The sequence below is a fragment of the Pseudomonas tructae genome (assembly GCF_004214895.1).
Taxonomy (GTDB): domain Bacteria; phylum Pseudomonadota; class Gammaproteobacteria; order Pseudomonadales; family Pseudomonadaceae; genus Aquipseudomonas; species Aquipseudomonas tructae.
Genome location: NZ_CP035952.1, coordinates 3,256,758 through 3,277,104, shown reverse-complemented (window position 1 = coordinate 3,277,104; position 20,347 = coordinate 3,256,758). Strand labels below are relative to the sequence as shown.

The window sequence follows — 20,347 nt, the reverse complement described above, 5'->3', positions numbered from 1 at the left end:
CCAAGGACACTACTATGGCCACGCCAAACAAAGCCTTCGTAACACCCGCCACCGATGATGCCCTGGTGGCAGCCGACAAAGCCCACTACATGCACGGGTACCACGTGTTCGACGAGCACGCCGAGCAAGGCGCGTTGAACATCGTCGAGGGTGAGGGCGTCTATATCTACGACACCGATGGCCAGCGCTTTCTCGATGCCGTCGGCGGCATGTGGTGCACCAATATCGGCCTGGGCCGCGAAGAGATGGCCCTGGCCATCGCCGACCAGGTGCGCCAGCTGGCCTATTCCAACCCGTTCTCGGACATGGCCAACAACGTCGCCATCCAGTTGTGCGCAAAACTTGCCAGCCTCGCCCCGGGTGACCTCAACCATGTGTTTCTCACCACCGGTGGATCGACCGCGGTCGACACCGCCTACCGGCTGATCCAGTACTACCAGAACTGCCGTGGCAAACCGCACAAGAAGCACGTGATCGCCCGCTACAACGCCTACCACGGCTCCACCTGCCTGACCATGTCGATCGGCAACAAGGCCGCCGACCGGGTGCCCGAGTTTGACTATGGCCATGAGCTGATCCACCACGTGTCCAACCCCAACCCGTACCGGGCGCCGGATGACATGGACGAGGCGGAGTTTCTCGACTTTCTGGTGGCCGAGTTCGAAGACAAGATTCTGTCGCTGGGCGCCGACAATGTCGCGGCGTTCTTTGCAGAACCGATCATGGGCTCGGGCGGGGTGATCATCCCGCCCAAGGATTACTTCCTGCGCATGTGGCAGGTATGCCAGACCTACGACATCCTCTTCGTCGCCGACGAGGTGGTGACCTCGTTCGGGCGGCTGGGCAAGTTCTTCGCCTCCGAAGCGCTGTTCGGCGTGCAGCCGGACATCATCACCACCGCCAAGGGCCTGACCTCGGCCTACTTGCCGCTGGGGGCGTGCATCTTCTCCGAGCGCATGTGGAAGGTCATCGCCGAGCCGGGCAAGGGCCGCTGCTTCACCCATGGTTTTACCTACAGCGGCCACCCGGTGTGCTGCACCGCGGCGCTGAAGAACATCGAGATCATCGAGCGGGAGAACCTGCTGGCCCATGTCGACGAAGTCGGCGGCTACCTGGAGCAGTGCCTGCAGACCTTGGCCGCGCTGCCGCTGGTGGGCCAAGTGCGCTGCATGAAGCTGATGGCCTGTGTCGAGTTCGTCGCCGACAAGGGGAGCAAGGCGCTGTTTGCCGATGAGGTGAACATCGGCGAACGCATCCATCGCCGGGCCCAGGCCAAAGGCTTGCTGGTACGGCCGATCATGCACCTGAACGTGATGTCGCCGCCGCTGATCATCACCCGTGCGCAGGTGGACGAAATCGTCGAGACCTTGCGCCAGTGCATTGTCGAAACCGCCGAAGAGCTGCGCCATGAAGGGTTGTACGAGGGTGCATGAGAAGCCATCGCTGGCAAGGCCAGCTCCCACAGGTTCGGTGCACACTGGTCCATTGTGGGAGATTCTATGGTTCACAGGAAGGCCTCAAATAGCCTTTGATCGGTATTCGTCCTGATTCTTCATCAGGGCGAATGCCACCCTTGCCAGCTTGCGTGCGAGCATCACCAGTGCTTGTGTGGTGCTAGGCTACCATCATGGGGATTGGTGTAGGAACGCGTCCCCGGCATGGTCGACGCGCTGAGCAAGGAGAACAGAGTGTTCGAGCCTTCCTTGGTGAGAAAAATGGACGCCGCGAGGCGCCCATTACATAACTAACGCGGATCCTGGTTTTTTATATAATCATTAATCACGCCAATGAAACGCTCACAAAGATAGTCGTGACCAAAGTAGGTGCTGTCGCGGTACCACACTTTGTTGTTATGATGAAAGACGAAGGTGTACCCATATTCCCCTTCAAAAAACTCTTGGAGTTCGAGCCAGACAAAGCGATCTAAGGTCAGAGTGCAACCATAAGGAATTGATACCATTTCAACTGCAGCCAAACTCCTGGCCGGCAGCAGCCACTCTTCTGGGCCAAGTACGGTGTTGAGCGTAGCGGTGTAAAACGAAGCATGCATGTGAGCAGTCATGAACTGAATCTCTCGAGTATAGTCAAACCAATATTTAAATTTCCGGCATTCGAGGTTTCAGCGGAAGCGGTGACGGTACTCGCAGAGTTCGGCTCCATATTCGAAAAGAGGCACACGGCTGCAGGCAAGGTGTGCTAAGAAGTTTCTAATTCTAGTCAACAGGGCATAAAGATCAAAATGTTCAAGATGAGAAAGTATAAATAGTGAGCATCGAATCTTGTTGGTGATCTTGAGGAAGTCGGCCATTTGCTGCTTGGAGCGCCTTGCCATCTCCTTCGCAACACTCACCCAGCCCCGGATCCTCTCTACGATCTCCTGGTTACTGAGCTTGCTTTCGACGAAATCTAGAAAGCCTGCAGCCTCATCGCCAACCGGCGCATCCGCACCTTTCGCGCATACATCGTCCCCCAAGAGGGCTTGAAGCCTCTCGTAGGTACGCGAAAGCGAGATATCAGCGGGGCTGTCCAAAATCGCACCTGGAAACGGGACGTCAGAGGTCAGCATACAAAACTCTTTTCAGAGCGAGGTCAAGTGCTTGGTAGCGCCACGCCCCCTTCGGCCATCCCGGTGTTACCTAGGTTCTGTATGAAAACCTCTAAAATTTCGTCATGGCCCGTGGCGATCTGCGCGTCGAGGGATTCGATAGGCCTGTTGCGGCTGAGTCCGTCTGACTGAAGAAAGTAGTTAGCCGTTCAAGCAGCGTTGCCATCACGGTCGACTTGTCGGTTATAGCAACGCGACATAACATCTGACAATCCCCGCTGCAATGGCGAAGGGAAGGGCGGTTCCGGACAATGGAAGGTGACGCGATGACGATTCAGAGCGGCAGCGTACGCGGTTCAGAGTGGCGGCAATGGGATTTGCATATTCATACCCCTGCATCATTCGAGTGGAAGGGGGCAAAATTCGATCGAAAAAATCCCACTTCGCCTGCTAACACGGCCCTGGTTGATCAGATGATCAAGGCGCTGAATGAGGCAGAACCTGCTGTTTACGCATTGATGGATTACTGGACGTTTGATGGCTGGTTCGCCCTGAAGAGACGGCTTGCCGAGCCTGATGCCCCGAAGCTTACCAAGACAGTTTTTCCGGGTATCGAGCTGAGGTTGGCGGCGCCAATGAAAGGGCGCCTGAACGCGCACGTCCTGTTTTCGAATGAGCTGGACGATCAGATTTTAAAGGATTTCCTTTCTCACCTTCGCATCGCGCTGAATGATAGGCCTCTATCGGATGCAGCCATCATTGATTACGCTCGTCAGTTGCCTGAGGCAATGCTGAGCAAGCACGGGAGCAAATTAGATCAGGTTACTGCCGATGATGAGCAAGCGTACATAGCGGGTGCGAAGACTGTTGAGCTGACGTGCGAAAGCTACAAGGAAGCAATTGCGAAGGTTCCTGATGACCAGGCCATCGGTTTCATGCCTTATGACACCAATGATGGCTTGAACGATGTGAAATGGATGGAGCATTACTCCTATTTCCTTGGCCTAGTGAAGTGTTCACCAATCTTCGAGAGTCGAAATGCCGACATTCGCTCCGCGTTTGTGGGCGAGGAGACAACAGGCAATACCCGGTTTTATGCGGGTATCCGGCGCGGATTGAACGACATCTCCCGGCTGGTTGTGGCAGGTAGTGATGCGCACTGTTTTGTCGGTAAGCCTGGGGACAATGAGCGTCGAGGTTACGGTGATTTTCCGTCAGACAAGAAAACTTGGATCAAAGCCGACCCTACCTTCCGTGGGTTGCAGCAAGCTATTCGAGAGCCCGCGAAGCGCTCATACATAGGTCTGAAGCCACCCAAGCTCGAAGAGATTGCTGCCAATAAAATCTATTTCATTGACCATGTGGTGATCAGCAAGGTGCACGGGTCGCCACTAGCGTCACATTGGTTAGGCGACGTCCAGCTTCCCCTGAACTCCGATCTTGTCGCGATCATTGGCAACAAGGGGAGCGGCAAAAGCGCTCTAGCTGACGTCCTGGCGTTGTTGGGCCATTCGCGTCAGTCCAGTCACTTTTCTTTCTTGCGAAAAGAGCGGTTTCGAGGAAAGGCGGGAGAACCTGCTCGTCAATTTGAGGGCTCTCTCTCTTGGCATGACGGGAACACTAACACCTGCAACCTTAACACTGATCCTCCCGCTGAGAAGGTTGAGATGGTGAAGTACATCCCCCAAGGCCACTTTGAGGATCTGTGCAATGCGCATGTCACCGGTCAATCTCACGCCTTCGAGAATGAGCTTAGGGCGGTCATCTTCTCTCATGCTGATGAATCGATCCGTTTAGGGGCGCTAGATTTCGACCAGTTGATTGAGCGTCAGGAAAGCACGTTCCGCCTTCGGTTGAACGAGTTCCGGAAAGACCTCAAACGGATCAACCTTGAGATCGCAAATTTCGAAAGCCAGCTCCACCCACTGATCAAGAAAAACTTGAATGAGCAGCTGGAACTCAAGCGCCGTCAGCTCGAAGAGCATGAGGCGCTGAAGCCTGCTGAAATGGAGAAACCCGCAGCTGAGTTGTCCCCTGAGCAAAGAGAGACCGCAGAGGCCCTTGAGGCGATCGCTGAGCAGCTGAAACTCTTGGATGAGCAACGAACTCACGCCACAGAAACAACTGCTCAGCTTGCTGCCAAAACCAAAGCCGTTAGGGATGTGAGGGAACAAGTGCGCTTGCTCCAGCGTACCTACGAGCAGTTTTTGAACGACACCAAAAAAGATCTCGACCTCTTGGGGGTGGCCGCTACTGATCTCGCCAAGCTCGATGTGAATCTTGAACCTTTGGTCAAGCTTGAAGAGTCTGTTCAGGCGGAGCAATCTGCCCTTGGAGCGAGTTCCACTGCTGCGGATGCTCAGCGCCAAGAACTAGTTGGCAAGCAGACAGAAGCAAAGACGAAATTGGATCAACCGCAGTTGTTCTACCAAAACCATCTGCACGCGGTCGAGGAGTGGGAACAGAAGTACCAAGACCTGGTTGGCTCCGATGACTCTCCAGAAACGGTGAAAGGGCTGGAGGCCAGGATCGCTCAGATAGATGTCGTGCCTGAGCTGTTGGAAGCGCACAGGAGCCTTCGAAAGGCTCTGGCTGGTGATATCTACGACATCCTCGACGCGCAGCGCCAGGCCAGGGAGGCTCTATTCAAACCTGTCCAAGATCTAATCCAAGGAAATAGCCTGATTCGCGAAGAGTACAAGCTCCAGTTCAAGGCCATGCTTGGTGGCGCGATCGACGCTTTCGCTGGCAACCTTTTCACGCTGCTGAAGCAAAGCGTTGGGGAGTTCCGTGGCGAAGACGACAGCTTCAACACTGTTCGTCGTCTGGGCGAGGTTGCTGATTTTGACAAGCGAGAAGAGGCGATAGGCTTTGCCCAAGCATTGCATGACAAGATCGCAGCGGCGGCGGCCACCATCGGCGACAAGGTCGATTACGGTATCGAATCGATGCTGCGCAAGGACAAGAATGCAAACGAGGTTTACGACCTACTGTTCGACCTATCGTATCTCGAGCCTCGCTACTCGCTGTTGTTCCAGGATGCGCAGATTGAGCAGTTATCGCCAGGCCAGCGAGGCGCGTTGCTCCTGATTTTCTATCTGTTGGTCGACAAGGGGCGTAACCCCATCATCCTCGATCAGCCTGAAGAAAACCTGGACAACGAAACCGTCGTCAGTCTCTTGGTGCCAGTACTCACTGAGGCCAAAAAACGCCGGCAGATCATCATGGTGACGCACAACCCGAACCTAGCTGTTGTCTGTGATGCTGAGCAAATCATCTGGTCTCACTTTGATCGGGCCAACGGCCAGAAAATTTCCTACAGTGCTGGGGCCATCGAGAACCCGTCAATCAACAGCCATGCAGTGAAGGTGCTGGAAGGGACGAAGCCAGCATTCGACAATCGTCGGATCAAATATCACTGACGAGCGACACGCGTCAGACGGGCTGGCTGGTTCCCCTGAGCTGTGGTGAGAAGGGTAAGTCGACAAGACTACCTCCCGCCTCAGCAAGGCAACCCTTGCTGGAGGAGTGCATGTTGCTGGGAGTCAGAATCCGTTTTTGTCCCTCCTCCTCCCTTCAAGTATTACCATACAAGTCGGACTTGCCGGCGATGGGCTGCATGGCAGCCCCCAGGCGGGTTAAACTGCCAGGCATGACCCGAGCCTGCGCCGACACCCCGATCTGCCTGTCGTTCTCCGCCCTGCAGCAATGGCATGCCGCGCTGCAGCATGCCTTTGCCCGCAGTGACGAGGCCGACGCACTGGCCAGCCTCGCCGCCGCCCTGTGCCAGTTGGTGGCGGTGGAGTCGGTGATGATCAGCCTCGAGCGCCATGGCCAGCCGCCGCGCCTGCTCTACCAGCAAGGCATCCCCGAGCGCTACCGCGACGCCATCCTCAACCGCTACTTCAGCGCCGGCTACCTGCTCGACCCGTTCTGCCTGGCGGTGGAAAAGGGCCTGGCCCAGGGCTTCTACCACCTGCAGGACATAGCCCCGGACCACTTCTTCGACAGCGACTACTACAAGACCTACTACCTGGGCACCGGTTGCAGCGAAGACAGCTACTACATTGTCGATATCGACCCCCACAGCAAGATCTCCCTGAGCCTGTTCCAGGGCCGCGGCGGCCGCAGCCTGAGCGTTACGCAACTGAACCTGCTGCAGGCCGTCGAGCCGATGGTTCGCGAGCTGATCAGCCGCTTTGCCCGCCACGGCCTCGAGCCAGGCGGCGAAGTGCACAGCCGGGGTGGCGTGCAGGCGGCGTTCGACAGCTTTGGCTGCGCGCTGCTGACCGAGCGCGAACGGCAAGTGGCGCAGATGATCCTGCGCGGCCACTCGGTGAAATCCACCGCCAGCGAGCTGGGCATTTCGCCGGAAACCGTGCGCATGCACCGCAAGAACCTCTATCTCAAACTGCAGATCAACTCCCAGTCCGAACTGTTCGCGCGCTTTATCGACTGGTTGCGCCAAGGCTGACCATCGGCCTTGTGGAGGCCCTGATGAACCGCTCTACCGAGCAACACTTGCAGGCCTTGGGCAACGACGGCTTCGCGTTGTTGCCGGGCGTGCTCGACAGTGCCCAGGTGCAGCTGTTGCGCCTGGCCATCGACCGGCTCCAGGCGCTTCACTGGGACTACAGCGGCGGCCTGATCGAGCACTACAAATGCGTGTTCAACCGCGATCCGCTGTGGCTGCCGTTCCTTGACCTGCCCGGGATCATCGAACTGGCCGAGGCCGCCCTGGGCGATGACTGCCACGTCATCGGCCAGACTGCCTGGCGTTGCCATCCGGGCTATCAGGGCCTGCCGCTGCACCTGGACTACCTGATAATGGAAGTGGCGCCTGCGCTGATGGCGGATCCTGGCTTTGCATTGCCCATGCAGATCTGCACCGTTCAGCTGTACCTGGATGACATCGACGCCGAGCTGGGCCCGACCCGGGTGGTCGTGGGCAGCCACCGGGCAGGGCGAGCGCCGTTCAAGGGCGAGCAAGACTGGCAGGGCCGTCAGCCCCAGGCGGTGCTGTGTCAGGCCGGCGATGCCCTGGTGTTTCGCAGCGAGCTGTGGCATGCCGGCAGTGACAACCGCAGCGCCAAGCGCAGCCGCTATATGCTGCAGGTGCACTACGGCCGGCGCATGGTCGCGCAGAAGTTCTCACCCTACCTGCACTTTCACTTCAACGAGGCGGTGCTGGCCGCCGCCACGCCGCGCCAGCGCCGCTTGCTGGGTGAACACGCCGAAGCCGAGTACGACTAAGCTCAGGCGGCACCCTTGATCGCCAGTACGTTGCACAGGCGGTGTTCGAGCACATGCTCGGTGGTGCTGCCGGTCAGGCGTTCGAGCAGTTTGCGTGGGTGATTGCCCATCACCAGTACGTCGGCGCGGCTGTGGGCGATGAACTCGGCGATGCTGCGGGTGATCGGCGCCGACAGCAAGTGCTGGCGTTCCTCCGGGACCGCGTGACGCAGGGCCATCTGCTCGAAGGCCTTGCGGATCGACTTGCGTACGCCGCCTTCAAAGCCCGGCATGGTCACGGCACCTGCGCCGAAATCGGCCATGTGGGTGTGGGCGCCGTCACACACGTGCAACAGGTGCAGCTCGGCGTTGCACTGGTGGGCGAGGTCGGCGGCCGCGGCGATCACGCTGTCGTTGAGGTCACTGTGCGGGTGCTCGGGGTGGGTGGGGTCGACGGCGGCGACCACGATGCGCGGCAGCGGGCAATGCACGTCGGTAACCAGGTGCACCGGGCACGGGCACTCGCGCAGCAGTTGCCAGTCCAGGGGCGCGACCACCAGGCGCTTGAACAGCGGCTCGTGCTGCACCTCCTTGATCAGCAGGTCGGGGTCGATCTCGGCTACCTGGGCCAGCGCCGCATGCAGCACGTCACGGGCCAGGATCACTTCGGTGCTGACGTGTATGCCGTTTTCGTGCAACAAGGTCGCTTCATCGGCCAGCCACCGGCGGTTGTCCTGCATCAGGGTGTCGAGGCGGTGTTCGTCGCCGCTCATCAGCCCGAGGGTGTCGATTTCGTCGATAAAGGCGCAAATGTGCAAGGCCGCGCCCGTGGCACGGGCGAGGGCGGCGGCGCGTTCCAGCGCAGGGGTGTGACGCAGGTCGGACCCGACCATCAGCAACAGGCATTGGTACTGGCTCATGGGGCACCTCCGGTAACGTTTTGCTGCCAGCCCCCCGTGCTTGAAGTCTAGTCTATGGTGCTGTCCGACGCGTCAGGCTGACTGCGTGCAGGTTCCTCGGCTGGGAGCGGTTGCGCCACCCAGCTCATGAACAGCTCGTAGCCCACGGCCAGTACCACCGGGCCGATGAACAGGCCGATGATGCCGTTGGTCAGCATGCCGCCCAGGGCGCCGATCAACACCACCGGCATCGGCACGGCCACGCCACGGCCCAGCAGCATGGGCTTGAGGACGTTGTCGGAGAGCCCGGCAAGCAACATCCAGATGGCGAAGATCACCGTGCTGGCACCCACGCCGTCATGGGCAAACACGTAGATCACCACCGGCAAGGTGATCAACAGCACTGGCAGCTGGGTGATGCCCAACAGCAGTACCAGCAAGGCCAGCACACCGGCTGCCGGAACGCCCATGACCACCAGGGCGACGCCGACCAGCAGCATCTGGATGAAGGCGATACCGACCACGCCCTGGGCCACGGCGCGGATGGTCGAGGTGCACAGCTCGGCCAGTTGTTCGCCGCGTTGCGGGCCGGCGATGCGGGTGGCAATCGCCACCGCCGTGCGCTGGCCGATCTCACCTTTGGCCATGATCACGCCAGCGACGATCAGGGCGACGACGAACACCAGGATCCCCGAACCGATGCCCGCCAGTTGCGCCAGCAGGGTCTTGCTCAGGCCTTTGAGGTGCGGGGCGAGCTGGGTGGCAGCCCAGCTCAGGTCATTGCTGGCATGGGCCCAGATGCCGTACAGCGGCGCGCCGATCAGCGGCCAGTCGCGGACGTTGTCCGGTGGCGGCGGGATTTCGATGTGCTGGTCCTCGAAGCCGACGATGCCTTGCTGCACGGTGTCGGCGACCGAAGCGGCCAACAGGCTCAAGGGCCCGATCAGGCAGGCTAGGCCGATGATCACCAGGAGGACCGCAGCCCAGCCCGGGCGCCCACCGAGCCAGCCGCCCAGGCGCTGGCACACGGGGTAGAGGGTGATCGCCAGGATCACCGACCAGAGCATCAGGCTCAGGAACGGCTTGAAGATGTCGAAGCAGGCGATCACCAGCACGGCGATCAGCCCGGCACGGATCAGCACGTCGAGCAGTTCCCGGGCGGTGCCCAGGTGAATCGGGCGATTGTTGGCCATGAGCGAGCCCTCCGGCAGGCGAGCGGGTTTTTAGTGAACAGCCGGGCAACGGCTAGCTGCACCGCTGGCGGCCTGGCTGACCAGTTCGGTGAAGCGCTTGAGGTTGTGCTGGTGGGCCAGCACCAGTTCATCGATGCTGGCCCCGGCCGGGGTCTGGATCACGCTGCGACAGTCAAGGTTGGCGCCGCCATTGCCATTGGCCGAGCGCAAGCGCCAGCGCGCATCGAACAGCGCGTACTGCCCGGGCACCGAGTCAAAACGCTGCACATCCACGCGCAGGCCCAGGCGTGGCGCGGCGCTGGTGCCGGAGAACTGGTTGGCCAGGGCATTGCGCAACTCGTCGACCAGGGTCGCCCCCCACCATTCGGTCTCCAGGATCGCCAGGCCGCTGTTGCCCTGGCGGATCACCACCTGCGGGCGGTCGACCTGCGGCGGCACGCTGACCTGCTCCAGTTGCACCGCTGCGGCACTGGCCGGCACCGGTTGCTGCGGGATCAGCGTGTGGTAGTGGATCGGGTCGCTGCGGCAGGCGGCCAGCAACAGGGCCAGGCCCAACACGGCAAATCTTGAGGCATGCGCCATGGCGGTGCTCCTGGGGTCAATTGCGCGACGAAGGTTTCAGTGAGTCGGCCGGGGCATCCTTGGGCCTGCCCCGCAGCAGCGATTCGGGGTTGCGGCCCAGGTAGTCGGCCAGGTCCCGCAGCGAGCGCGACATGCGCCCCAGCTCATCCAGGGTCTGGGTCAACTGCTCACGCTGGGGAGAGTCTTCGGCCAGGGTCGAATTGGCTGACTGCAGGGTCTTGCTGACTTCCTGCAAGGTGCCCTGAACACCCGGCAAGGTGCGGCTGTTGAACTGTTGCAAGCCCTTGCGCAACTCCACCAGGTTGGCGTCCAGGTTGTTGGCGATGCGCTCCACCGGCAGGCGGTTGAGGCGCTCGACCATGGCCTGGAACTGTTCCTGCAGTTGCTCAAGGCTGCCTGGTACGGTGGGAATGCTGATCGGCCGGGCCGTGGGGTCGAACACCACCTTGGGTGCCTTGGGGTCGAAATCCAGGGCGATGTACAACTGCCCGGTGATCAGGTTGCCGCTGCGGGCCTGGGCACGCAGGCCGTTGTCGATGAAGGTGCCGAGCAACTGTGCGGCGGCCTTTTCATCGTCGGGGTCGTGGTTGAATGCCTTGAGCAGCTTGGTATGGGCGCGGCCCAGGCGTTGCGGGTAGATGACGATGCCGACGTTGACCGGGAAGGTGCGTTTTTCCACGTCGAAGTCCAGGTTGATCGACACCACCCGGCCAATCTCGACGCCGAGGAACTCCACCGGTGCGCCGGTCTTCAGGCCGCGCAGGGCCTGCTCGAAGCGCAGGGCCAGGTACTGGGCCTTGCCGCTGGGTGGGGCGAGGGCGGTTTGCTCGTTGTCGAACAGCTCGAAGACCTTGTCCTCGCTGGCCACCTGGTCCTCGGGGTTGTACTGCGGGGCGCGGAAGGCAATGCCGCCGACCAGGATCGACGACAGCGATTCGGTGCGCACGGCAAAGCCGTTGGCGCCGGCCTCGACATCGATGCCGCTGGCGTTCCAGAAACGGGTGTTGTCGGTGATGAACGCATCATTCGGGGCGTTGACGAACACCTCGATGTCCACGCCCTTGCCGTCCTTGGACAGCTCATAGGCCACCACCTGCCCGACCGGGATCTTGCGGTAGTAAAGCGGCGAACCGACCCCCAGCGAGCCGAGGTCGCCGGCGTGCAGGATAAAGCGCTTGCCCGGCTCGCCATAGGTGATCGGCGGCGGCGACTCAAGGCCGGTGAACACTTTGGCACGGCGGCTCGACTCGCCGGAGTCGGCGCCAATGAAGTCGCCGGACAGCAGCGTATCGATACCCGACACGCCGCCGGCGCCGATGCGTGCGCGCACCACCCAGAACTTGGCGTCTTCGCGGGTGAAATTTTCCGCCTGCTTGACCAGCTTGACCGTGGCGGTGACGCTTTTCTGGTCCTGGCTCAGCTCCACCGCCGTCACCTGGCCGATCACCACGTTGCGGTACTTGACCGCCGTCTTGTTGGCCTCCAGGCCCTGGCCGGTCTTGAAGGTGATCTCGATGACCGGCCCTTGCTGCATGACGTTGTGCACCACCAGCGACAAGCCCACCAGCACCGCGACAATCGGCACGATCCACACCAGCGAAATGCTGAAGCGTCGGCTCTTGACCCCGGGCGCGCCCGGTTGTGGCCTGTCTTCGCGGGTTTCAGTCATCGGCCTGCTCCTTGTCGTGCTGCCAGATCAGTCGTGGGTCGAAGCTCATTGCCGCAAGCATGGTCAGCACCACGACCATGCCGAAAAACAGGATGCCAGCGCGTGGTTCGATGTCGCCCAGGGCCTGGAACTTGACCAGTGCCGCCACCAGGGCGACCACCAGCACATCGAGCATCGACCAGTAACCGATCAGCTCGACAAAACGGAACAGCCGCGAGCGCTGGGTCTGGGCCCAGGTGCTGCGGCGCTGTACGGTGATCAGCAGCAGGCCGAGGGCGACGAACTTGGTGGCCGGTACGGCGATGCTGGCGATGAAGATGATCAGGGCAATGTCCCAGGCACCGTGTTCCCAGAACTCCATGACCCCGCTCATGATGGTGCTGTCGGCGCCGCTGCCGAACAGTGTGGTGTTCATCACTGGCAGCAGGTTGGCGGGAATGTAGAACACCAGGGCGGCGACCAGGTAGGCCCAGGTGCGGGCCAGGGAGTCGGGCTTGTGGGCATGCAGCGGCGCGCCGCAGCGTTCGCAAGTGTGCGCATGGTGGCTGTTATCGCAGGCCATGCCGCAGGCATGACAGAGCACCAGGTTGAGCTCGGCGGCTCGCGGCGGGCGGCTCATGGCAACAGCTCCCAGAGTTCACGAATATCGCGCCCGGCGATACGCAGGATCAGCAGGCTCAGCACCGCCAGGGCAAACAGGCCGATGCCGGGCAACACATCGAGCATGCCGGCCAGCTTGAACACCGCGACCATGGCGCCGAGCAGGCATACCTCGAGCATGCTCCAGGGCCGCAGGGTTTCCAGCCAGCGCATGCACAGGATAAACCCTGGGGCGCGGCCGCCAGCCAGGGCAAAGCCCAGGACCCAGATCAGCAGCAGCAACTGGAACACCGGGGCGATGATGATCGAAATTGCTGCCACCAGGGCGATGAAGGTGATCGGCCCGGTGGCCAGCGCCCGCACCGAGTCCCATAGCGTGGCGCTGTTGTGCAGGCCTTTGAGGCTGATGCTCATGATCGGGTAGAAGTTGGCGAACACCCAGAGGATCAGCGCGGTGACGCTCAAGGCCAGGCGTTGCTGCACGCTCAGGCCGTTATAGCGCTGCAGCACGGCGCCACAGCACTGGCACAGGGCTTTCTGGTGCTTGCCGAGGCTGACCTTCTGGTACACGCAATCGCAATGTTCGCAGATGATCAGCTGATGAGTATCCAGCATGGCGCACGCTCTGGCTGCGGGCGGGGACTAGCTCAATATAGACGGGGTGTGCGGATCGTCGCGGTTTTTTCCACCGGCGGCCGAGCACCGATGAACATGGGCTATACCTAGTGGGTTCGCCCCTAAGGTACGGAGTGCGCCGATGAAACCGCTCGACTGTGTTCTGGGCCTGCTGCTGGCGGTCCAGCCGCTGTATGCCCTGGCCGAACAAACCACGCCCGGGCAGACGGTGCGCAACCCGCGGGTGATCGACAAGGTCATCGACATGGGCGAGTACCTGCGCAGCCTCAAGGCCTTCAAGGTCAGTGCCCAGGTCACGCGCGACACGGTGCTGGACTCGGGGCAGAAGATCAAAAGCCAGTCGCTCAATGTCTTGCAGGTGGCCGGCAAGGATCGGCTGTATGCCCGCAGCGAAGGCGATACCCGCACCCTTGAGTTCTTCTATGACGGCAAGCAACTGACCCAGTATTCGCCGTACCTCAAGTACTACACCACGGTCGAGGCGCCGCCGAGCCTGACCGAGACCTTGCACCGCCTGGAAAACTACTACGGTATTCAGGTGCCCCTTGAAGACCTGTTCCTGTTCGGCAGCGACCAGGCCCAGATCGATGCCGTGCAAAGCGCGCTGTACATCGGCCCTGCAACCATCAACGGCCAGTTGTGCGACCACCTGGCGTTTCGCCAGGCCGATGTCGACTGGCAACTGTGGCTGACCCGCGCCGAGCAGCCGCTGCCCTGCAAGCTGGTGATCACCACCACCAGTGAGGCCAGCGCACCGGAATACAGCGCCGAGTACAGCTGGAACCTTGCACCCGACAGCAAGCAGGTGAAGTTCCGCTTCGTGCCGGGCAAGGGCGATGTCGCCATCCCATTGAAAAAAGCCAGCGAGTAGGGGAGCGCCACCATGTTCAGGATCGCCGCCAATACCGCACTGCTGTCACTGTTGAGTGTGTCCTTGCTGACCCTGCTGCCGCTGCCGGCGGTCGAGGCCGGCCCGCGGGCCATGGGCCACGCCCGGGCCTCGGTGAACCGCGCGCCGCCGGCCGGCGCGCAACGGGCCCAACGCATCAATGCGCGGCAGAACGTGGCCGGCAACCGGGTCAATAACAACCGCCAGGTCGCTGACAACCGGCAAGTCAACAGCAACCGCCAGGTCAATGCCGGCAACCGCGCCAACATCAACAACGGCACGCGCAACGTCAATATCGACAACCACCGCGACGTTGATATCGATGTCGATGGCGGCGGCCGCTGGGGTTATGACGATGACTACCACCCGATTGCCACCGCGGCAGCGGTTACCGCCACGGTGGTGGCCACTTCGGCGGTGGTCGGGGCGATCTTCCGGCCAGCGCAGTTGCCCCCCGACTGTGTGCAGGTGATGCGCTACAACACCCCCTACCTGCAGTGCGGCTCGACCTGGTTCCAGCCGCAGTACCAGGGCAGTAATGTCACTTATGTGGTGGTCAACGCGCCTTGAGCCCGGCGCTGCCGGCTACCAGCCCGGGACCCCGCGCATATCCGGCAGTTTGTGGGCGATGCCCTTGTGGCAGTCGATGCAAGTGGCCTGACCGCTGGCCAGGGCCGTCGAGTGCATGGTCGCTGCGCGCTTGCTCTGGCGAGTGAAGTCCATGAACTCGAAGTTGTGGCAGTTGCGGCATTCGCGTGAGTCGTTGGCCTTGAGCCGCGCCCATTCATGCTCGGCCAGCTCGCGGCGGTGGGCGAGGAATTTTTCGCGGGTGTCGATGGTGCCGAAGAGCTTGCCCCACACCTCTTTGGAGGCTTGCATCTTGCGCGCGATCTTGTGCGTCCATTCATGCGGCACGTGGCAGTCCGGGCAACTGGCGCGCACGCCGGAGCGGTTGCTGTAGTGGATGGTGTCCTTGAGCTCGACGAACACGTTGTCGCGCATTTCATGGCAGGAGGTGCAGAACTTCTCGGTGTTGGTCACTTCGAGCGCGGTATTGAAGCCGCCCCAGAAGATGATCCCGGCAACGAACCCGCCCAGGGTCAGGAACCCCAGGCTGTAGTAGACGCTCGGGCGCCAGAGCACCCCCCAGTATTCCTTGAGCAGCCTGAACAGTGCTTGCATGGCGCCTCCTCAGGGCTTTTGCGCGGCGTTGGCGTCGTCCTGCAGCAGCTTGTCGATGGTTTCGAAGCTGTTGCCCACCAGTGGCTGCACCTCTTTTTGCGCGACATGGCACTGGGTGCAGAAGTAGCGCCGTGGCGATACCGCCGCCAGGGTCTGGCCGTCACGGTCCATGTAATGGGTGATGCTGATCATGGGCGCCTGGCTGCGCGCGCTGTTGGCGCGGCTGTGGCAGGACAGGCACTTGTTGCCGTTGATGTCGATCTGGTAGCCGCGAATGGTGTGCGGAATGGTCGGCGGCTGGTCGGGGTAGTTGCGTTCGCGCTTGAGGTCCTTGTTCTCGTCGTTGGCCAGCGGCGGCGCGGGCAGGCTCTGGGTCAGGGTGCCACCGGGGCGGCGACCGTCCGGGCCCGGGGCGTCGAGGGGGTAGTCGACCTCGGCGGCGAGCGCAAGGCTAATGACGGCGAACATCAGCAACGGCAGGCTGCGAATAGGCATGGTGGTTCTCCTCAGGCCACGCTGATCAGCTCGATGCGTATGGCGCATTTCTTGTAGTCGGTTTGTTTGGAGATCGGGTCGGTGGCGTCCAGGGTGACCTTGTTGATCAGTTTGTTGGCATCGAAAAACGGCACGAACACCAGGCCGCGCGGCGGCTTGTTGCGGCCACGGGTCTCGATGCGCGCGCGTATCTCGCCGCGCCGGCTGACCAGCCTGACCTCACTGCCACGGCGGGCATTGAGCGCCTTGGCGTCGTCCGGGTGCATGTACACCAGGGCATCGGGCACCGCCTTGTACAGCTCTTCGACGCGCTGGGTCATGGTCCCGGTGTGCCAATGCTCCAGCACCCGGCCGGTGCTGAGCCAGAACGGGTAGTCGGCGTCGGGCGCTTCGGCAGGGGGCTCGTAGGGCAGGGCGAAGATGATCGCCTTCTTGTCCGGGTAGCCGTAGAACTGCACGCCGCTGCCTTGCTCCACGTACGGATCGAGGCCTTCGCGGTAGCGCCAGCGGGTTTCCTTGCCATCGACCACCGGCCAGCGCAGGCCTCGCTCGCTGTGGTAACGGTCGAAGCTGGCCAGGTCATGCCCATGGCCACGGCCAAACTGGGCATATTCTTCGAACAGGCCCTTTTGCGGGTAGAAGCCAAAGGCCTTGGCTTCATCGTTGAGGAATCCGGGCTCCAGTTGCTCGAGCGGGAACTGGTCGACCTGACCATTGCTGTACAGCACCTCGAACAGGGTCTTGCCCTGGTACTCCGGAGCCTTGGCCAGCAGCTCGGCGGGCCATACCTCATCGGTGGTAAAACGCTTGGAAAACTCCATCAGTTGCCACAGGTCCGAGCGCGCCTCGCCCGGGGCCGTCACCAACTGATGCCAGAACTGGGTGCGGCGCTCGGCATTGCCGTAGGCGCCTTCTTTTTCCACCCACATGGCGCTCGGCAGGATCAGGTCGGCGGCCTGGGCCGACACGGTCGGGTAGACATCCGAGACGATCACGAAGTTCTCCGGCTTGCGCCAGCCTGGCAGCACCTCCTGCATGATGTTGGGACCTGCGTGCATGTTGTTGCTGGCCTGGGTCCAGTAGACGTTGAGCACTCCATCCTTGAGCATGCGGCTCTGCTGCACCGCATGAAAGCCGACTTTTTCCTGAATAGTGCCGGCGGGCAGTTTCCAGATTTTTTCGGCGGTGGCGCGGTGCTTGGGGTTGGTTACCACCAGGTCCGCAGGCAAGCGGTGCGAGAAGGTCCCCACTTCGCGGGCGGTGCCGCAGGCCGAGGGCTGGCCGGTGAGCGAGAAGGGACTGTTGCCCGGCTCGCTGATTTTGCCGGTGAGCAGGTGGATGTTGTAGATCAGGTTGTTGGCCCAGACCCCACGGGTGTGCTGGTTGAAGCCCATGGTCCAGAACGACACCACCTTGCGCTTGGGGTCGGCGTACAACTCGGCCAGCGCCTTCAGGCGCTCTTCGGGCACGCCCGATTCCTTGGCTGCGCGCTGCAGGGTATAGGGCCGAACGAAGGCGGCGAACTGCTTGAAGTCGATGTCGCTCCAGGTGTTGGCCTTGTCTGCGTTTTTTGCCTTGGCTTCGCGCGGATCGCTGGCCCGCAGGCCGTAACCGATGTCATCGGCGCCGAGGGCAAAGCGCGTGTGCTTGCTGATGAAGTCCTGGTTCACCGCGCCGCTTTCGATGATGTGGTTGGCGATGTAGTTGAGGATCAGCAGGTCGGTCTGCGGCTTGAACACCATGGGGATGTCCGCCAGGTCAAAGCTGCGGTGCTCGAAGGTCGACAGCACTGCGACCTTGACCTGGGGCTGGCTCAGGCGCCGGTCGGTGACCCGGCTCCAGAGGATCGGGTGCATCTCGGCCATGTTCGAGCCCCAGAGCACGAAGGCATCGGTGGCCTCGATATCGTCGTAGCAGCCCATCGGCTCGTCCATGCCGAAGGTGCGCATGAAGCCCATGACCGCCGAGGCCATGCAGTGGCGGGCATTGGGGTCGATGTTGTTGCTGCGAAAGCCGGCCTTCATCAGCTTGTTGGCGGCGTAGCCTTCCCACACGGTCCACTGCCCGGAGCCAAACATGCCGATCGATTCCGGGCCTTTGTCCTTGAGCGCTTGCTTGTACTTGGCGGCCATGATGTCGAAGGCCTGCTCCCAGCTGATCGGCTGGAACTCGCCCTGCTTGTCGTACTGGCCGTTGCGCATGCGCAGCAACGGCTGGGTCAGGCGGTCATTGCCGTACATGATCTTCGACAGGAAGTAGCCCTTGACGCAGTTCAGGCCGCGGTTGACCTCAGCCTTGATGTCGCCATGGGTCGCCACCACGCGGTTGTCGCGGGTCGCCACCATAACGCTGCAACCGGTGCCGCAGAAGCGGCAGGGCGCTTTGTTCCAGTCCAGGCTGACCAGGTCGGCTTCGGTCACAAGGTTACTGGCGCTGGTCACGATCGGCAGGCCCGCCGCTGCAGCGGCGATGGCGGCGGCCTGGGCCTTGGCAAATTCACGGCGGGTCATGCTCATGGCAGGTCTCCTTCTGGGGCGAGGAGTTCGTGGTAGATCAGCGCGGCATTGAGCACGCCGGGCAGGTTGTTGATCTGTTCGATGCGCTGCAGGATCTGCGCTTCGGCGTTGGCCTCAAGCACCACCACCAGCTTGCCGGCGGGGCTGTGCTGATGCAGCTCAAGGTTGTCGAGCAGGCACAGGTTGGCCTTGACCGCCTCGAACAGCTCGGGGCGTACGAGCACAACCAGGCTTGCGATATGCACGCTGTCATCCATGGGGAGGGCCGGGCGGGCCATACACAAGTTGGAAAAACCAGACGAGAAAACCGTAGCCGCCAACGATGGCGACCGACAGCAGGGGGAACAGGCAGACAATCAGAAACACGAACAGCAGGGTTTCCTTTCTGCGCGCTATTTTGTGTTCTTCAGCCAATGACATGGAGCACTCTCCAGCCAAACGTGAAGTGAGCCTAGATCAGCCTCCCTGGCCCGGGTCGCCTGGCGCGACCAACGGTATGCCTGGCCTGCAGCGTTGCTGGCGCGTCGGGTGAACTACACTCATCCCACGGCTTGCAACGCTGCGAAGGTCAGCCATCATGCTTGATTACTTTGCCTTGGGTGTGTTGATTTTCGTCGGCCTGGTGCTGTTCTACGGGATCATCGTGTTGCACGATATCCCCTACGAAATCGCCGTGCACCGTAACCACCCGCACCAGGATGCAATCCATGCCACCGGCTGGGTCAGCCTGTTCACCCTGCATGCGCTGTGGCCCTTCTTGTGGATCTGGGCAATGCTCTACCGCGAAGACCGTGGCTGGGGTTTTGGCGACGGCAAGTCGCCGCAAAACCATGTGCTGCGCCTGGAGCAACAGGTGCTCGAGCTGCAACAGCGTCTTGAGCGCCTGGAAGCGCAATCGGCCGCTGTCGATACCGACAAAGGCGTCTGAGCCATGGACCTGCTGCTGATCCTCACCTATGCCGCCATCTGCGTGGCGATCTTCAAGCTGTTTCGCATCCCGCTGAACAAGTGGACGGTGCCCACCGCCGTGCTCGGTGGCATCGTCATGATCGGTGCGTTGATTTTCACCATGAACTACAACCACCCGTACTCGGAGGTGGCCCGTTCGTATTTCGTCTCGATACCCGTGATTCCGGTGGTGACCGGCAAGGTCATCGAGGTGCCGGTCAGAGGTAACCAGCCGCTGGAGAAGGGCGATGTACTGTTTCGCATCGACCCGGCACCGTTCGAGCATCGTTTGCGCTCGCTCAAGGCGCAGATCATCGCGGCCAGGGGCGATTTGTATCGTATCAACGAACTGATCAAGCGCAACTTCGGCACCCGCCGCGAGCAGGAAGCGGCGATTGCCCGGGTCGACGACTTGCAGGCGCAACTGGACAATGCCCAGTTCGAACTCGACAACACTGTGGTACGGGCACCCAGCAAGGGCTTTGTCACCCATGTCGCGCTACGCGCCGGGATGATGGCCAGTGCTTTGCCGCTGCGCCCATCGATGGTGTTCATTCCCCAGGAAGGCCAATACTTTGCCGCCTGGATGCGCCAGAACAGCCTGTTGCGCCTGGTGCCGGGCGATGAGGCCGAGGTGGCCTTCGATGGCATTCCGGGCAAGGTCTTTCACGGCAAGGTCAATAACGTCATCGCGGTGATCGCCGAGGGCCAGGTGCAGCCCTCCGGCACCCTGATCGGCTACACCGGCTCACCGCCTGCCGGGCGCGTGCCGGTGATCATCGAGATCGACGACCCGGCTTTTGCCCCGTACCGCCAGCAGATGCCTGGCGGCGCTTATGGCCAGGCGGCGGTGTACAGCCAGCATTTCGAGCATATCGCGACCATGCGCAAGATCCTCCTGCGCATGGCGGCGTGGATGAACTACATCTTTCCGTTCCATTGAATTTGCATATCGCGGGGC

At 61.5% G+C, this 20,347-nt stretch carries 21 protein-coding genes; 8 read left to right on the top strand and 13 right to left on the bottom strand.

The window, feature by feature from the left end; genetic code table 11:
- The first annotated feature begins 14 nt into the window (after nt 1–14).
- Complete coding sequence (locus EXN22_RS14830) at nt 15–1,433, top strand: aminotransferase (RefSeq protein WP_130264765.1); 1,419 nt, start codon at nt 15–17, stop codon at nt 1,431–1,433.
- 311 nt (nt 1,434–1,744) lie between these two features.
- On the opposite strand, the gene EXN22_RS14820 is transcribed toward EXN22_RS14830, so the two are convergent.
- Together EXN22_RS14820 and EXN22_RS14815 are read right to left on the bottom strand one after the other, a co-directional pair.
- Nucleotides 1,745–2,062 (bottom strand): hypothetical protein, encoded by a 318-nt coding sequence (locus tag EXN22_RS14820; protein WP_130264764.1) that lies wholly within the window; start codon nt 2,060–2,062, stop codon nt 1,745–1,747.
- 57 nt (nt 2,063–2,119) lie between these two features.
- Nucleotides 2,120–2,566 (bottom strand): hypothetical protein, encoded by a 447-nt coding sequence (locus tag EXN22_RS14815; protein WP_130264763.1) that lies wholly within the window; start codon nt 2,564–2,566, stop codon nt 2,120–2,122.
- A 305-nt stretch (nt 2,567–2,871) separates the two neighbouring features.
- Between EXN22_RS14815 and EXN22_RS14810 the strand changes: the two genes are divergently transcribed.
- The 3 genes from EXN22_RS14810 (at nt 2,872) to EXN22_RS14800 (ending at nt 7,798) form a co-directional block, all read left to right on the top strand.
- A complete protein-coding gene (locus tag EXN22_RS14810; protein ID WP_130264762.1) occupies nt 2,872–5,967 on the top strand; it encodes a TrlF family AAA-like ATPase in 3,096 nt (1,031 codons plus the stop codon).
- 230 nt (nt 5,968–6,197) lie between these two features.
- Complete coding sequence (locus EXN22_RS14805; RefSeq protein WP_130264761.1) at nt 6,198–7,019, top strand: helix-turn-helix domain-containing protein; 822 nt, start codon at nt 6,198–6,200, stop codon at nt 7,017–7,019.
- A 23-nt stretch (nt 7,020–7,042) separates the two neighbouring features.
- Complete coding sequence (locus EXN22_RS14800; RefSeq protein ID WP_130264760.1) at nt 7,043–7,798, top strand: phytanoyl-CoA dioxygenase family protein; 756 nt, start codon at nt 7,043–7,045, stop codon at nt 7,796–7,798.
- A 2-nt stretch (nt 7,799–7,800) separates the two neighbouring features.
- On the opposite strand, the gene EXN22_RS14795 is transcribed toward EXN22_RS14800, so the two are convergent.
- The 6 genes from EXN22_RS14795 to EXN22_RS14770 are packed head-to-tail and all read right to left on the bottom strand — an operon-like array spanning nt 7,801 to nt 13,335.
- Complete coding sequence (locus EXN22_RS14795; RefSeq protein WP_130264759.1) at nt 7,801–8,697, bottom strand: universal stress protein; 897 nt, start codon at nt 8,695–8,697, stop codon at nt 7,801–7,803.
- 47 nt (nt 8,698–8,744) lie between these two features.
- Complete coding sequence (locus EXN22_RS14790; protein WP_130264758.1) at nt 8,745–9,869, bottom strand: AI-2E family transporter; 1,125 nt, start codon at nt 9,867–9,869, stop codon at nt 8,745–8,747.
- A gap of 30 nt (nt 9,870–9,899) precedes the next feature.
- Nucleotides 9,900–10,451: a PqiC family protein gene (locus EXN22_RS14785; protein WP_130264757.1), complete on the bottom strand. Its 552-nt coding sequence runs from the start codon at nt 10,449–10,451 to the stop codon at nt 9,900–9,902.
- A gap of 16 nt (nt 10,452–10,467) precedes the next feature.
- Nucleotides 10,468–12,120 carry a PqiB family protein gene (locus EXN22_RS14780; RefSeq protein ID WP_130264756.1) on the bottom strand — a complete coding sequence of 551 codons (1,653 nt, stop codon included), beginning with the start codon at nt 12,118–12,120 and terminating at the stop codon, nt 10,468–10,470.
- Nucleotides 12,113–12,739 carry a paraquat-inducible protein A gene (locus EXN22_RS14775; protein WP_130264755.1) on the bottom strand — a complete coding sequence of 209 codons (627 nt, stop codon included), beginning with the start codon at nt 12,737–12,739 and terminating at the stop codon, nt 12,113–12,115. The genes EXN22_RS14780 and EXN22_RS14775 overlap by 8 nt, the downstream gene beginning before the upstream one ends.
- Nucleotides 12,736–13,335, bottom strand: a complete 600-nt coding sequence (locus EXN22_RS14770) for a paraquat-inducible protein A (protein ID WP_130264754.1) — start codon at nt 13,333–13,335, stop codon at nt 12,736–12,738. Before EXN22_RS14770 ends, EXN22_RS14775 begins: the two co-directional genes overlap by 4 nt.
- A gap of 142 nt (nt 13,336–13,477) precedes the next feature.
- On the opposite strand from EXN22_RS14770, the gene EXN22_RS14765 reads away from it, so the two are divergent.
- On the top strand, nt 13,478–14,227 hold the full coding sequence (locus EXN22_RS14765; RefSeq protein WP_130264753.1) for a DUF2092 domain-containing protein: 750 nt from the start codon (nt 13,478–13,480) through the stop codon (nt 14,225–14,227).
- A gap of 12 nt (nt 14,228–14,239) precedes the next feature.
- Nucleotides 14,240–14,815, top strand: a complete 576-nt coding sequence (locus EXN22_RS14760) for a hypothetical protein (RefSeq protein ID WP_130264752.1) — start codon at nt 14,240–14,242, stop codon at nt 14,813–14,815.
- Between the two features lie 15 nt (nt 14,816–14,830).
- On the opposite strand, the gene EXN22_RS14755 is transcribed toward EXN22_RS14760, so the two are convergent.
- Genes EXN22_RS14755 through napE form a run of 5 tightly spaced genes read right to left on the bottom strand, consistent with a single transcriptional unit; the run spans nt 14,831 to nt 18,858 of the window.
- A complete protein-coding gene (locus tag EXN22_RS14755; RefSeq protein WP_130264751.1) occupies nt 14,831–15,427 on the bottom strand; it encodes a cytochrome c3 family protein in 597 nt (198 codons plus the stop codon).
- A gap of 9 nt (nt 15,428–15,436) precedes the next feature.
- On the bottom strand, nt 15,437–15,922 hold the full coding sequence (locus tag EXN22_RS14750; protein WP_130264750.1) for a nitrate reductase cytochrome c-type subunit: 486 nt from the start codon (nt 15,920–15,922) through the stop codon (nt 15,437–15,439).
- 11 nt (nt 15,923–15,933) lie between these two features.
- Entirely contained in the window at nt 15,934–18,438 is a 2,505-nt protein-coding gene (gene napA / locus EXN22_RS14745; RefSeq protein WP_130264749.1) for a nitrate reductase catalytic subunit NapA, read from the bottom strand.
- A complete protein-coding gene (locus tag EXN22_RS14740) occupies nt 18,435–18,695 on the bottom strand; it encodes a chaperone NapD (RefSeq protein WP_130264748.1) in 261 nt (86 codons plus the stop codon). Before EXN22_RS14740 ends, napA begins: the two co-directional genes overlap by 4 nt.
- Nucleotides 18,688–18,858 carry a periplasmic nitrate reductase, NapE protein gene (napE, locus tag EXN22_RS14735; RefSeq protein ID WP_130264747.1) on the bottom strand — a complete coding sequence of 57 codons (171 nt, stop codon included), beginning with the start codon at nt 18,856–18,858 and terminating at the stop codon, nt 18,688–18,690. Before napE ends, EXN22_RS14740 begins: the two co-directional genes overlap by 8 nt.
- Before the next feature lie 157 nt (nt 18,859–19,015).
- On the opposite strand from napE, the gene EXN22_RS14730 reads away from it, so the two are divergent.
- Together EXN22_RS14730 and EXN22_RS14725 are read left to right on the top strand one after the other, a co-directional pair.
- Nucleotides 19,016–19,366: a DUF3302 domain-containing protein gene (locus EXN22_RS14730; protein WP_130264746.1), complete on the top strand. Its 351-nt coding sequence runs from the start codon at nt 19,016–19,018 to the stop codon at nt 19,364–19,366.
- Between the two features lie 3 nt (nt 19,367–19,369).
- On the top strand, nt 19,370–20,329 hold the full coding sequence (locus tag EXN22_RS14725; RefSeq protein WP_130264745.1) for an HlyD family secretion protein: 960 nt from the start codon (nt 19,370–19,372) through the stop codon (nt 20,327–20,329).
- Nucleotides 20,330–20,347 lie beyond the last annotated feature (18 nt).